Origin of the sequence: Pseudomonas frederiksbergensis (assembly GCF_003732275.1) — a bacterium.
Lineage (GTDB): Bacteria > Pseudomonadota > Gammaproteobacteria > Pseudomonadales > Pseudomonadaceae > Aquipseudomonas > Aquipseudomonas frederiksbergensis_H.
The window spans coordinates 70227-84461 of record NZ_MOBM01000008.1 but is presented as its reverse complement, the minus strand read 5'-3'; the positions used below and the strand labels follow the sequence as shown (position 1 = coordinate 84461).

Sequence of the window (14235 nt, the reverse complement as noted above, 5' to 3'; positions counted from 1 at the left end):
GCCTGCTAACATATCTCCGCGGTCGTCACCGCGGGTGCTTTGAGACTCTTACCCAAGGGTAATCACTGACCCTGTGGGAGCGGGCTTGCTCGCGAAAGCGGTGTATCAGTCGACACCAATGTTGAATGACAAACCGCTTTCGCGAGCAAGCCCGCTCCCACATTGGTTCTATGTACACTTGAACTCAAAATTCACAGGGCGCATCTTTATTACTTGTTGCAACAAGAATAAGGAACCGTCATGTTCGATATCAGCACGTTCCCCAAAGCCGATGCCGTCCGCCGGGCTGCACAGTTAAGTCAAGACGACTACCAACGCCTGTACCGCCAATCCATCGAGCACCCCAGCACCTTCTGGGCCGAACAGGCCACACGCTTTCTCGACTGGAGCGCACCGTGGCAAACCGTCCAGCGTTACGACCTGAAAACCGGTGAGGCAAGCTGGTTCGCTGGCGGACAGTTAAACGTCAGTTACAACTGTATTGACCGTCACCTGGAAAAACGCGGCGATCAAATCGCGATCATCTGGGAAGGCGATGACCCCGCCGAATCCGCCCAAATCACCTACAAAAAACTTCATCACAACGTCTGTCGACTGGCCAACGTGCTCAAAAGCCGTGGCGTGAAGAAAGGCGACCGCGTGTGCATCTACATGCCGATGATCCCCGAAGCCGCCTACGCCATGCTCGCCTGCGCGCGGATCGGCGCGATTCATTCAGTGGTGTTCGGCGGCTTCTCCCCGGACTCGCTGCGTGACCGGATCCTCGACGCCGATTGCCGCACCGTGATCACTGCCGACGAAGGCGTGCGCGGCGGTAAATTCGTGCCGCTCAAACAGAACGTCGACACGGCGCTGCAAAGCTGCCCCGACGTGAGCACCGTGATCGTGATTGAACGCACCCAAGGCAAAGTTAACTGGGTCGACGATCGGGACATCTGGTACCACCAGGCTTTGCGCGACGTCAGCGACGACTGCCCGCCGGAGCCGATGGATGCCGAAGACCCGCTGTTCATCCTCTACACCTCTGGCAGCACCGGTAAACCCAAAGGCGTGCTGCACACCACTGGCGGCTACTTGCTGCAAGTCGCCATGACCTTCAAGTACGTGCTCGACTATCGCGACGGTGAGGTCTTCTGGTGCACCGCTGATGTCGGCTGGGTCACCGGCCACAGCTACATCGTCTACGGGCCGCTGGCCAATGGGGCGACCACGCTGATCTTCGAAGGCGTGCCGAGCTATCCCAGCACTTCGCGTTTCTGGCAGGTGATCGACAAGCACCATGTAAACATCTTCTACACCGCTCCAACCGCGCTGCGTGCGCTGATGCGTGAAGGCTCCGAACCGTTGAAGGAAACGTCCCGCGAGAGCCTGCGGTTACTCGGCACCGTCGGTGAGCCGATCAACCCGGAAGCCTGGGAGTGGTATTTCAATACGGTCGGCGAGCAGCGCTGCCCGATTGTCGATACCTGGTGGCAGACCGAAACCGGCGGCATCATGCTCAGCCCGCTGGTCAGCACCCAACGGATCAAACCCGGTTGCGCCACCCAACCGATGTTCGGTGTGCAACCGGTATTGCTCGACGAACACGGCAAGGAAATCAAAGGCGCCGGCAGCGGCATACTGGCCATCAAGTCCAGCTGGCCGGCGCAGATCCGCAGCGTCTACGGCGACCCGAAACGGATGATCGAAACCTACTTCAAGCCCTACCCCGGCTATTACTTCACCGGCGATGGCGCACGCCGTGACGAGGACGGCGACTACTGGATCACCGGGCGCATCGACGACGTGATCAACGTCTCCGGGCACCGCATCGGCACGGCCGAAGTGGAAAGCGCGCTGGTGCTGCACGACAACATCGCCGAGGCCGCCGTGGTCGGTTACCCCCACGACGTCAAAGGCCAGGGCATCTATGCCTTCGTCACGCCCATGAATGGCACCGAACCCAACGACGAATTGAAGAAACAATTGCTGGCGCATGTCAGCAAGGAAATCGGCAGCTTCGCCAAACCGGACTTGATCCAATGGGCTCCGGCCCTGCCGAAAACCCGTTCGGGCAAGATCATGCGAAGAATTCTGCGCAAGATCGCCTGCAACGAACTGGACAGCCTGGGCGACACCTCGACCCTCGCCGACCCGAGCGTGGTGCAAGGGCTGATCGATCAACGGCTGAACCAATGACGGAGGCCAAGGCGTAGCACTGGCAATCGAAAGGGCTTAAAAGCTTCGCGAGCAAGCCCGCTCCCACACTGGATCGGTGTCGTTCATCATTTCAGTGTGGGAGCGAGCCTGCTCGCGAAGGCAGCACCTCGGTTCTGCGCCAAGCTGTTAAACTCCCGCGCCCCCAATTCCTCCTGCAAGGCGCTCAGCATGTCTTCCTTGAATCAGGCGCTGCGCGCCGCCCTCGATCATCGTCAGGACCTGCTTGCCGAGTTGCATCAGCAAGGCACCGATTGCTATCGCCTGTTCCACGGCAGCCAGGAAGGCGCCGGCGGCCTGACCATCGACCGCTACGGCCCGCAACTGTTGGTGCAGAGTTTTCATCAGGCACTGGAGCGTGACGCGCTGCTGCAACTGCACGAGATCGTCAATCAACAGCTGGGCCTCGACACCCTGCTGGTCTACAACGATCGTTCCCGTGGCAACTCGCGCATCGACCGCGAAGACACCGTCTACCGCGCCGACGAAGCCGCCCTGCAAGATTTGATCGGCCACGAATGGGGACTGAACTACCGGGTTCGCGGGCGTCATGCCGGCCAGGACCCATTGCTGTTTCTCGACCTGCGCAACGCTCGCGGCTGGGTCAAGGCGCACAGCAAAAACAAAAGTGTGCTGAATCTGTTTGCCTACACCTGTGGCGTCGGCCTCAGCGCGGCGGCGGGTGGTGCGAGCGAGGTGTGCAACCTGGATTTTGCTGAAGGCAATCTGGCGGTCGGCCGCGAAAACGGTCTGCTCAACCCGCAATTGCCGACGATGGAATTCATCCAGTCCGATTATTTCCCGGCGATTCGTCAATTGGCCGGTCTGCCAATCAGCCAGCGTCGCGGCCAGAAACTGCCGAGCTATCAACGTCTGGACCCGCGTCAGTACGATCTGGTGCTGCTCGATCCACCGGCGTGGGCCAAGAGTGCTTTCGGCACGGTCGACCTGTTGCGCGACTACCAAAGCCTGCTCAAACCGGCGCTGCTGACCACTGCGGAAAATGGCGTGCTGATCTGCTGCAACAACCTGGCGAAGGTCAGCATGGACGATTGGCGCGAACAGGTTCTGCGCTGCGCAGAGAAGGCCGGACGCCCGGTGCGTGAGTGGAGCGTGCTGACACCGGGCAGCGATTTCCCGTCGATGGATCAACAGCCGCCGCTGAAAACACTGATCCTGCAGCTCTGAAAGTCCACGCCGATAATCAGATAAATCCTATAAAGCGTGGTTGCTTCGGAACCGCAAACGCATGCCATACTCCAAGGCACTCCGATTCCGACAAATGAAGCCGCACATGCCCAAAGGATTGATTCGCGCTATCGGCGCCTTGTTGACTGCCCTGGCTCTTTATAGCCTGTTGGGGTTTCTGATTTTGCCGGGCATCGCGTTGCGAATCGCCAACCAACAATTGGCCAACTACGCCACGACGCCCGCCACGATTTCGCGGATCGAACTCAACCCGTTCAGCCTTGAAGTCACTCTTTGGGGGCTGGTCATCGGCGAGCCGGGCAAGGAGCAAGTGGGCTTCGAACGTCTGTACGCCAACCTGCAGATCGACAGCCTCTGGACCAAGGCCTTGCACCTGTCCGATATCGAACTGGACAAACCCAAGACCGAAATCCTCTTCGGCAAGGACGGTAAGCTCAACCTGCTCGGGCTGTTCAAAATTCCCGCCAGCGAACCGACCCCGGTCGACCCGGACGCCAAACCATTCCCGCTGCGCGTGGAGCGGATCAAACTGGCCGGCGGCTCCGTACATTTCGAGGATGCACGGCCCAGCGAACCCATCGAATTCCTCTACGACAAACTCGATTTCGAACTGAAAAACCTCAGCACCCTGCCCGAAGACAGTGCCGACATGACGTTGGTGGCCATCGGCCCGGCAGGTGGACAGATCGACTGGACCGGTAACTTCAGCCTGATCCCGATCGCCTCCGAAGGTAAGCTGAAAATCACCGATGGCAAGATGAAATCCTTCTGGCCCTATGTGCGCGATGCTGTGCCACTCGTGCTCGAAGACGGCGTCGTCAGCCTCAGCACCGACTACAAACTCAACCTGGCCAAGGAAACCGAACTGCTGCTGAGCAACGTTGCCGTCAGCGTTGCGCCTTTTGCCATCAAGGCTCCGGACGGCCGACCGCTGGCGAAGCTCGAACGGCTGGACATCAGCGAAACCACCGTAGACCTGGCCAAACAGCAAGTGGTGGTCGGCAAGATTCGCAGCCAGAAACTGGAAACCTGGGCCGCCCTCGAAGCCGATGGGCAACTCGATTGGCAAAAACTGTTCGCCAGTCAGCCGTCCAAAGCCGCCACCAAGGCCAATGCCGAGCCGACCAGCACACCAGCAGCTGCCGATTCGCCGAAGCCTGAACCGACCGCGCCGAGCAAGCCTTGGCAGGTGCTGCTCAAAGACGTGCAACTGCGCGATTACCAGGTGCATCTGGCCGACCGCAAGGCTCAACCGGAGGTGGCGCTGGAGCTGGGTCCGCTGAACCTGGACCTGCAAAATTTCGACAGCCTCAATGGCTCGCCTTTCAACCTCAAGCTCGACACCGGCGTGGGCAAGCAAGGCAAGATCACCGCGGATGGCGTGGTCAATCTGGCCCCGATCAGTGCCAAACTGAACGTGCAGACCAAGGACATCGACCTGCGCGTCGCCCAGTCCTACATCAACCCGTTCATTCGCCTCGAACTGCGCAGCGGCATGCTGGGCAGTGATCTGGCGGTCGACCTGAAAAGCACCGAACCGTTGGCGTTCAGCGTCACCGGCCGCGCTCAGGTCGATCAATTGCATACCCTCGACACCCTGAAAACCCGCGACTTCCTCAAGTGGCAACAGTTGGTGCTCGAAGGCCTGAACTATCAGCATGGCGACAGCCTGTCGATCGACAAGGTCAACCTGTTCCAGCCCTATGCACGCTTCATGATCAACGATGATCGCACCACCAACATCGATGACCTGTTGATCCCGCAACCGGCCGACTCCGGCGCCACAACCGCCGCGGCCAAGCCTGCGGCCGGAAAAGAAAAACCGCTGGGCATCCACATTGGCGGCATTGCTATCAATGACGGTTCGGCAAACTTTGCCGACTTCAGCCTGACCCCGAACTTCGCCACAGCCATTCAACAGCTCAACGGCAAGATCGGCACCATCGACAGCCGACAGGCAAAACCGGCCAGCGTCGACGTCAAAGGTAAGGTCGACCGCTATGCGCCGGTGACCATCAAGGGTTCGGTCAACCCGTTCGACCCGATGGCCAGCCTGGACATCGCCACCAGTTTCAAACGGGTGGAACTGACTACTTTGACGCCCTATTCCGGCAAGTTCGCCGGTTACCGTATCCGCAAGGGCCGGCTCAATCTCGACCTGCATTACAAGATCACCAACGGCCAGCTCCTGGCCGAAAACAAAGTGGTGGTCGAGCAGTTGCAACTGGGTGAAAAGGTCGACAGCCCGGACGCCGTGAGCCTGCCACTGAAACTGGCGATTGCTTTGCTCAAGGATGTCGACGGCAAGATTTCCATCGAACTGCCCGTGAGCGGCGACCTGAACAACCCGCAATTCAGTGTCATGCCTATCATCTGGCAGACCCTGCGCAACCTGATCGTGAAAGCGGCCGCAGCGCCATTCAAAATGATTGGCGGCCTGGTCAGCGGCGGTGGCTCGGAAGATTTGGGTACGGTGGCGTTCGCACCGGGTTCCAGCGACCTGAGCAAAGACGCTGAAACGGCGCTGGTCAAACTGTCCCAAGCGCTCAAGGAGCGTCCAGCCTTGCGCCTGGAAATCGAAGGCACCGCCGCCAAGAGCAGCGATGGCCCACTCATCGCCGAGCAACGCCTGGAACGGGAATACCAGTACAACTACTACAAAATGCTCCAGCGCCGCGGTGACAAGGTGCCGGCCCAGGCCTCATTGCTGGACGTACCGGACAACGAGAAAGGCACGCTGCTTGAAGGGATCTACCGCACACGCCTCAAGACTCAGCCGCCCGCCGAATGGAAGGACCTGGGCAAGGAAGAACGCAGTAAAAAAATGCGTGAAGGTGTGATCGCGTTCTGGAGTTCCAGCGAAGTGCTGTTGCGTCAACTGGGGCAAGAACGGGCCAGCAGTATCAAGGATTATCTGGTGGACAAGGGTCAGTTGGCCGATGACCGCGTGTACTTCATCGACGCCAGCCTCGGTGAGGCAGAAAGCGATGGCCGCGTTATCACGCCCATGCATCTGGATGCCGAGTGATGGGCGCGCGCTGGCTTCTGAGCCTGGCCCTGGTGCTGGCTACCGGCCAGGCAGCGGCGGCCGACACCTTGCGCTGTGGCCGTCAATTGATCAGCGTGGGGGACAGGTCCGGCGAAGTGCTGCAGAAATGCGGAGAGCCCGTTGCCCGCGACGTGTTGGGCTACAAGCGCAGCGCCAATCGGCGCGAAGAGTTTCAGGTCGAGGAATGGACCTACGGACCCAACAGCGGGATGTACCAGTACCTGCGCTTTGAAGGAAACCGGTTGGTTCGAATCACCAGCAAGCGCGGGAATTGAGCCCACAATCCAAAGTGGGGCACATTCAACTGTGGGAGCGAGCCTGCTCGCGATAGCGGTCTTTCATTCAACGTACGTGTCGAATGTTAGTCAGCAATCGCGAGCAGGCTCGCTCCCACAGTTGTTTTTGCGTTACTCCCAATAGAACAGGCCCCGACACGAATGCCGGGGCCTGTAATGGCCACGTCCTTGTGGCCTTTCGCATGAACTCTCAAGTTGCGGCAGACGTATGACTCGGCCCGTCTACCGCGCCTTCTCCCGGTCCAGGCGAGAAGCCTTGTCTTACTCGGATTTCAGGCCGTCAGCGGATACCGCTTTGACGCCTTTGATTTTCTTGGCGATGGCCACGGCGGTTGTTTTCTGAGCATCAGTCACCTCAACGGTGGACGACAGCGATACTACGCCTTTGTTGGTTTCGACTTTAATGTCGGTGCCTGGGATGCCTTTTTCGGTTACCAGGTCTGCTTTGACTTTGGTAGTGATCCAGGTATCGGAAACATCCTCTTTCGCTTCAGTGACTTCACCGGCGGCCAGCATCATGGGTGCCTGAGTCGCTTGGGTGGTCTGTGCAAATGCAGCGTTAGCCATGGTCAGGGTCAACGCGGTAGCAGTAGCGGCAGCGATAGCGAACTTCTTCATACGAGTAACTCCTGTATTTCTGGAAAGTCTGCTGCGTGTCTTGTCAGCAGGGTTACAGGAGAGAGTGCGAACGCTGTGCCAACTGCCAGATAAAAAATAAACTCTTATTAATCAACAACTTAATAAAATCGGTGATTTTCGAAATCATGCAAATTGCAATGACTGCGAAATTATCTACATGCAACATGCGGGTTTTAACGCAGGCCTAAGGCCATGAATTGTCGGGGGTTTCTCGATTACCTGAATGGCCCCAAAAACAGCGAACAAAAAAATGCCCCGCGTCGTTAAACGCGAGGCATTGACAAGATGAATGGATCAGCTGGCGGGAGTGGGAGGGCAACCTTTAGGAGCATATTCTGCATCGACATTTGTGGTGCACGCCCAGCCACCGGCAAGTGTGCGCGAAAGCGTGACGGTTTTGCCGAGCACCGGCCCCGGTGCGTTGAGAATCGTGCAACCAATACTGCCCACACCGGAAGAGGCGGTACCCGTTGCCGTAATCGTGCAATTACCCGTGGTGGCGCTCGCCGCGCCGATCCCGGCGGGGGCGGCAATATCGGTGCCTTGATTGATAACGTCTTCGAAAGGCACCTTCAGTGCAGAGATTTCTGCAACCGCAGCAGTGACCTTCGCCCGCGCCTGGTACTTCGAATACTGCGGCAACGCAAACGTCGCCAGAATCCCGATGATCGCCACCACGATCAGCAGCTCGATCAGAGTAAAACCATTTTGATTTTTCATAGACAGGCTCCATGCATGAGTCGAAGTCTCATGATCTAAACAAGGTACAGCACAGGTCATGCCAAACCGCGCACGCTCCTGCCTGCTGGGCACGAGACTGTGGCAAAGACCTTTCCTACCCCCAGGATCCGCACTATCTGACACTTTTTGTCACCTCATCCCGGCTGGTTTGGTTCCACTGCTTGACTAGGCTATAAGTCATTCACTGCCTGCGTCCGGTATCCCAATGAATGACATCGCCCTTAGCGGTCTGGCCAAGCAATTGGTACTGGCCGAGCTGATCACTGATAAAAGTGCGCAACAGGCGTATCAGCAAGCCCAACGCCATCGAATTTCGCTGGTCAGCTATCTGGTGCAAAACAAACTGCTGAAAAGCTGGCAGGTCGCCGAAGTGGCCTCGGAGCATTTCGGCATGGCCCTGCTGGACCTCAACTGCCTGGACAAGGACAGCCATCCCCAAGGGTTGGTCAGCGAGAAGCTGATCCGTCAGCACCACGCCCTGCCCCTCTGGCGGCGTGGTAACAAACTGTTCGTGGGGATTTCCGACCCGACCAATCATCAAGCCATCAACGACATCCAGTTCAGCACCGGGCTGAGCACCGAAGCCATCCTGGTGGAGGAAGACAAGCTCAGCGACGCCATCGAAAAATTCTTCGACAACCACTCCACCGGTCTGGAAGACATGGCCGATGTCGACCTCGACGGGGTGGATATCGAGTCGGTGGATGACCCGCAACAGGATTCCATTCCAGGGCAAGATACCGATGACGCGCCCGTGGTGCGTTTTGTCCACAAGATGTTGCTCGACGCGATCAAGAGCGGTTCTTCCGACCTGCATTTCGAGCCCTATGAAAAAATCTACCGCGTGCGGATGCGCACCGATGGCATGCTGCGGGAGGTCGCCAGACCACCGACGCAACTGGCCAACCGCATTGCTTCGAGGCTGAAAGTCATGGCAAGTCTCGACATCTCCGAGCGGCGCAAACCCCAGGACGGGCGAATCAAGATGCGTCTGTCCAAAAGCAAGTCCATCGACTTTCGGGTCAACACGCTGCCGACCCTGTGGGGCGAGAAGGTGGTGATCCGGATCCTCGATCCGTCCAGTGCCCAAATGGGCATCGATGCCCTCGGCTACGAGCCCGACCAGAAAGACCTGTACATGGCCGCCCTCAAGCGGCCACAAGGGATGATCCTGGTGACCGGCCCCACCGGTTCAGGCAAGACCGTGTCGCTTTATACCGGGCTGAACATCCTCAACACCGTCGACATCAACATCTCTACCGCCGAAGATCCGGTAGAAATCAACATCGAAGGCATTAACCAGGTCAACGTCAATCCCAGGCAGGGACTGGATTTCGCCCAGGCGCTGCGCTCGTTTCTGCGTCAGGATCCGGACGTGATCATGGTCGGCGAAATCCGCGACCTCGAAACCGCCGAGATTGCCATCAAGGCCGCCCAGACCGGGCACATGGTCCTTTCCACCCTACACACCAACAGCGCAGCGCAAACCCTGACCCGCCTGCACAACATGGGGATTCAGGGGTTCAACATCGCGACCTCGGTCAGCCTGATCATCGCCCAGCGCCTGGCGCGCAAACTGTGCAGTCATTGCAAAAAGCCCATCGAGATTCCCCGCGAGGCGTTACTCAAAGAAGGCTTTCCCGAGGAACGCATCGGCTCGTTCACGATCTATGAACCGGTCGGTTGCGATCAATGCAACAGCGGTTACAAAGGGCGAGTAGGGATTTATGAAGTGGTAAAGAACACCCCAGACCTGCAACGGCTGATCATGGCCGAAGGCAATTCACTGGAAATCGACATCCAGATGCGTAAGGACGGCTTCAACGACCTGCGTACTTCGGGCCTGCTCAAGGCCATGCAAGGCATCACCAGCCTTGAAGAAATCAACCGGGTCACCAAGGACTGAACATGGCGGTCAAAGCAGCGAAAATCAGCGTATATGCCTGGGAAGGCACAGACAAAAAAGGCACAAAAATGACCGGCGAATTGACCGGCCAGAATCCCGCGCTGATCAAGGCCCAGTTGCGCAAGCAAGGCATCAACCCGGGCAAGGTGCGGAAAAAAACCGCGTCCATTTTCAGTGCCGGCAAACGCATCAAAGCCTTGGACATTGCCCTGTTTACCCGGCAGATGGCGACCATGATGAAAGCCGGCGTACCGCTGCTGCAATCGTTCGACATTATCGGCGAGGGCTTCGATAACCCGAAGATGCGCAAGCTGGTGGACGAGGTGAAACAGGAAGTCGCTGCCGGCAACAGCTTCGCCGCAGCCCTGCGCAAAAAGCCCCAGTATTTCGATGAGCTGTACTGCAACCTGGTGGATGCCGGCGAGCAGGCGGGGGCCCTGGATACCCTGCTGGAACGGGTGGCGACCTACAAGGAAAAGAGCGAAAGCCTCAAGGCCAAGATCAAGAAAGCCATGACTTACCCGCTGGCGGTAGTGTTCGTCGCGATCATTGTGACCGGGATTCTTCTGATCAAGGTTGTGCCGCAGTTCGAGTCGGTGTTCTCGGGATTTGGCGCCGAACTGCCGGCGTTCACCGTGATGGTCATCGGCTTGTCGGAGTTCCTGCAGGCCTGGTGGTGGATGGTGCTCGGCATGCTGGGTGCGCTGATCTTCGGCGTCCGCCATGCCTTTAAAAAGTCCCCGGGCTTTCGGGACCGGATGGACACCTGGCTGCTGAAACTGCCGTTGGTTGGCGCGCTCATGTACAAGTCCGCCGTGGCCCGTTACGCCCGCACCTTGTCGACCACGTTTGCCGCCGGGGTGCCACTGGTCGAAGCCCTGGATTCAGTGGCGGGCGCGACCGGCAACATCGTGTTCAAGCGAGCGGTGTTACGCATCAAGCAGGATGTTTCTACCGGCATGCAGCTGAATTTTTCCATGCGCACCTCCGGTATCTTTCCAAACATGGCGATCCAGATGACGGCCATTGGTGAAGAGTCCGGCGCACTGGACGACATGCTCGACAAGGTCGCGAGTTTCTATGAGGACGAAGTGGATAACATGGTCGATAACCTGACCAGTCTGATGGAGCCTTTCATCATGGTGGTGCTGGGGGTTATCGTCGGCGGCCTGGTGGTTGCGATGTACCTGCCCATCTTCCAACTCGGCTCAGCGATCTGATATGTCCTTGAACGAATTTTTGAGTCTCAACCCGCTGGCCTTCACGATCACCGCATTGGTGATCGGCTTGCTGATCGGCAGTTTTCTCAACGTGGTGGTCTGGCGCCTGCCGAAAATGCTTGAGCGTGAATGGCGCCTGCAGGCCCATGACGTACTGGACTTGCCACCCGAAGCCCCCGGCCCGGCTTACAACCTGATACTGCCTCACTCCGAATGCCCGGACTGTGGCCATCGGATTCGAGCATGGGAAAACATTCCCGTGCTCAGTTATCTGTTTTTACGTGGGCGATGCTCGAACTGCGCGACGCCGATCAGCAAACGTTACCCGCTGACCGAACTGGCCTGCGGCGTGCTGTCGGCGTTCGTCGCCTGGCATTTCGGTTTCGGCTGGCAGGCCTGCATGGTGCTGGTCCTGAGCTGGGGCCTGTTGGCGATGAGCCTGATCGACGCCGAACACCAGCTGTTGCCGGACGTGCTGGTGCTGCCGTTGATATGGCTGGGGCTGATCGTCAACAGTTTCGGGCTCTTCGTCTCACTGCATGACGCGCTCTGGGGCGCGGTGGCCGGCTATATGGCGCTGTGGACGGTGTTCTGGCTGTTCAAGCTGATCACCGGCAAGGACGGCATCGGCTATGGTGACTTCAAGCTATTGGCGATGCTCGGCGCCTGGGGCGGCTGGCAGATCCTGCCGCTGACCATCCTGCTGTCATCGCTGCTGGGCGCCATCATCGGGGTGATTTTGCTGCGCCTGCGGGACGCAAAAACCTCGACGCCGCTGCCCTTTGGCCCCTATCTGGCCATTGCCGGCTGGATTGCCTTGCTCTGGGGTGGTCAAATAACCGGCTTCTATTGGCAGTTTGTCGGTTTGAAATGAATACCCCTGTGGAAAAACCCTGGATTCTCGGTCTGACCGGCGGCATTGGCAGCGGAAAAAGCGCGGCAGCCCAGCACTTCATCGATCTGGGCGTGCATGTGGTGGACGCCGATCATGCGGCTCGCTGGGTGGTCGAACCCGGTCGCCCGGCACTGGCGAAGATCGCCGAGCACTTTGGCCCCGGCGTGCTGCAAGCCGACGGCCAACTGGATCGCTCGGCGCTGCGCAAGCTGATCTTCGAAGTGCCGGACGAACGCCGCTGGCTCGAAGCGCTGCTGCATCCGCTGATCGCCGAAGAAATCACCCACCATCTGGCCAAGGCACAATCGTCTTACGCGATTCTGGTTTCGCCGCTGCTGATCGAGTCCGGGCAGTACGCCATGACCCAACGGGTCCTGGTGATCGATGCCCCCGAACAGTTACAGATCGAACGCACCCTGCAGCGTGACCAGACCAGCGAACAGCAGGTCCAGGCGATCCTCAAGGCCCAGTCCAGCCGACAGGACCGCGTGAGCCATGCCGACGATGTGGTGGTCAACGACCGCGACCTCGCCTGGCTGCACAGCGAGGTCGAACGCCTGCATCACTTTTACCTTACTTTGCGTGGAGGCCAGTCATGAGCCAAACCCCAACCGTCGAATGCCCAACCTGCGGCGCCCCTGTCGAATGGAGCCCCGAAAACAAGTTCCGGCCATTCTGTTCAGACCGTTGCAAACTGATCGACCTGGGCGCCTGGGCGTCGGAAGAACACAAGATCCCGGTGAGCCCGGATGCCGAAGACGAAATGTTCAGCGAAGACTTCGACCCGCGTCACTGATCCCGACCCTCAGGGCCGCATAAAGCCATAGTCCTGGCCCTCGTCGAGGTTCTCGGCGAGAAACCGCAACTCATCGGCCAGGTCTTCGATATTGCGTACCGCCTTGCTCTGCTGCACCACCGCACTGAGCAAGGCGCGCAGGCTCAATCCCGGATCAAAGCCCACCTCTTGCGCCACATCCAGACTCTGACGCAACTCCTGCCTGGCCCACTCATACACACTCATGCCATTGCTCCTGAAGGTTTTCCAGAGCATGGATTCGGCAACGTTTTTTGGATTTGATGTGGATCAAGATTTGGGATCGTCGTCTTTCCAGGGCGCCGAAAGGTAGCGCGTGCGATTGAATGTCTCCAGCCACTCAGGGCAGAACACCACCAATGCGCTGACCACCATGCCGTTGATAAATGCTTCGGGAAAAATGAGCAGCCACAGATAACCGACAAAATCTTCCAGCCAATACGGCATGGCGAAACGTTCGTCGTACCACAGCAATGTGAGCGCCAGAATCAAACACAACAGGGCCGACAACGCAGCGGCAAAAAAACCGGAACAGAAGATGTACACAAAGGGATTACGCGGCTGCGCGCGCTCGACCAGGATTGCGCAGCACTCGGTAATCAGCACCGGCAGCAGAATCAGCAGCGCGCCGTTGACCCCCATGGCCGCCATGTCCTGCCTTCCGAGCAGCACCAATCCCGTTTGCGCAACCAACCCGCCGACAATCGCCAACGGCCAATCCAGCAGTAACGTCACCGCCGTCATGCCGATGAAGTGATAGGACACGCCGGTATCAAAGTCCCGTCGCACCAGCCAGAGCAAGAACAGTGCGAACACTGTGCCGAACAGCAGATGCTGACGGCGGCTATCGCTGAACAGTTCGACCCAGGGCGCTCGACAGACAGCCCAGATCACTACCGGCACGTAAATCAGCCAACCTACTGCGAGGCTTTGCGGTGACAACAGTTCGGCGCCGATCATGGGCGTGCCTTCTTCGGCACCTGGGCCCACATAAGCGCAATACTGAGCAGCAACACTGTTCTATATTTCACGCGTCTCTCCCATCGTGATAGCTCTCAGTCTATACCGGCGTTTCTGACTGGCCGAATCGCTGTTCCAGCCGCACACGTCTTCGCGATTTTGAGGGTGTACATATCCGTTTCTGTGGTCACGGCAGCTATTGGTTCCGCTCTTACAGCGGGTCACTTTGGAAAAGCGCCAAAGTAACCAAAGCGCTTTTGCCCCTTTCGTTCGGTGCCTCGCCCAGGCTCGGCATGCCCTCGCTCCGGTC

General features: G+C 58.5%; 13 protein-coding genes. 9 read left to right on the top strand and 4 right to left on the bottom strand.

Translation table 11 applies throughout. The features are described from left to right. Window positions 1-240: 240 nt before the first annotated feature. The 4 genes from acs to BK662_RS06470 all read left to right on the top strand — a co-directional run bounded on the left by acs (window position 241) and on the right by BK662_RS06470 (window position 6729). Window positions 241-2178, top strand: a complete 1938-nt coding sequence (gene acs / locus BK662_RS06485; protein WP_123357389.1) for an acetate--CoA ligase — start codon at window positions 241-243, stop codon at window positions 2176-2178. Between the two features lie 189 nt (window positions 2179-2367). Beyond that, entirely contained in the window at window positions 2368-3384 is a 1017-nt protein-coding gene (locus BK662_RS06480; protein WP_123357388.1) for a class I SAM-dependent rRNA methyltransferase, read from the top strand. 61 nt (window positions 3385-3445) lie between these two features. After that, window positions 3446-6433: a DUF748 domain-containing protein gene (locus BK662_RS06475; protein WP_185047084.1), complete on the top strand. Its 2988-nt coding sequence runs from the start codon at window positions 3446-3448 to the stop codon at window positions 6431-6433. Further along, window positions 6433-6729, top strand: coding sequence for a DUF2845 domain-containing protein (locus BK662_RS06470; RefSeq protein WP_123357386.1), 297 nt, complete (start codon window positions 6433-6435; stop codon window positions 6727-6729). The genes BK662_RS06475 and BK662_RS06470 overlap by 1 nt, the downstream gene beginning before the upstream one ends. Before the next feature lie 282 nt (window positions 6730-7011). Here the strand turns inward: BK662_RS06470 and BK662_RS06465 are convergent, their stop codons facing one another. Beyond that, window positions 7012-7368, bottom strand: a complete 357-nt coding sequence (locus BK662_RS06465; protein WP_123357385.1) for a BON domain-containing protein — start codon at window positions 7366-7368, stop codon at window positions 7012-7014. Between the two features lie 315 nt (window positions 7369-7683). Beyond that, entirely contained in the window at window positions 7684-8109 is a 426-nt protein-coding gene (locus BK662_RS06460) for a pilin (protein WP_123357384.1), read from the bottom strand. A 226-nt stretch (window positions 8110-8335) separates the two neighbouring features. Between BK662_RS06460 and pilB the strand changes: the two genes are divergently transcribed. Genes pilB through yacG form a run of 5 tightly spaced genes read left to right on the top strand, consistent with a single transcriptional unit; the run spans window position 8336 to window position 12947 of the window. After that, window positions 8336-10036, top strand: a complete 1701-nt coding sequence (gene pilB, locus BK662_RS06455) for a type IV-A pilus assembly ATPase PilB (RefSeq protein WP_123357383.1) — start codon at window positions 8336-8338, stop codon at window positions 10034-10036. A gap of 2 nt (window positions 10037-10038) precedes the next feature. Continuing rightward, window positions 10039-11256 (top strand): type II secretion system F family protein, encoded by a 1218-nt coding sequence (locus tag BK662_RS06450; protein ID WP_123357382.1) that lies wholly within the window; start codon window positions 10039-10041, stop codon window positions 11254-11256. 1 nt (window position 11257) lies between these two features. Continuing rightward, window positions 11258-12130 (top strand): prepilin peptidase, encoded by an 873-nt coding sequence (locus tag BK662_RS06445; RefSeq protein WP_123357381.1) that lies wholly within the window; start codon window positions 11258-11260, stop codon window positions 12128-12130. Then, entirely contained in the window at window positions 12127-12750 is a 624-nt protein-coding gene (gene coaE / locus BK662_RS06440; RefSeq protein WP_123357380.1) for a dephospho-CoA kinase, read from the top strand. The genes BK662_RS06445 and coaE overlap by 4 nt, the downstream gene beginning before the upstream one ends. Further along, entirely contained in the window at window positions 12747-12947 is a 201-nt protein-coding gene (gene yacG / locus BK662_RS06435) for a DNA gyrase inhibitor YacG (RefSeq protein ID WP_123357379.1), read from the top strand. Before coaE ends, yacG begins: the two co-directional genes overlap by 4 nt. Window positions 12948-12956: 9 nt before the next feature. Here the strand turns inward: yacG and BK662_RS06430 are convergent, their stop codons facing one another. Together BK662_RS06430 and BK662_RS06425 are read right to left on the bottom strand one after the other, a co-directional pair. Further along, the gene (locus tag BK662_RS06430; protein WP_007938959.1) at window positions 12957-13172 is read right to left on the bottom strand and encodes a hypothetical protein; all 216 of its coding nucleotides are present in this window, start codon (window positions 13170-13172) and stop codon (window positions 12957-12959) included. A gap of 63 nt (window positions 13173-13235) precedes the next feature. Beyond that, window positions 13236-13925, bottom strand: coding sequence for an energy-coupling factor ABC transporter permease (locus BK662_RS06425; protein ID WP_123357378.1), 690 nt, complete (start codon window positions 13923-13925; stop codon window positions 13236-13238). Window positions 13926-14235: the final 310 nt, after the last annotated feature.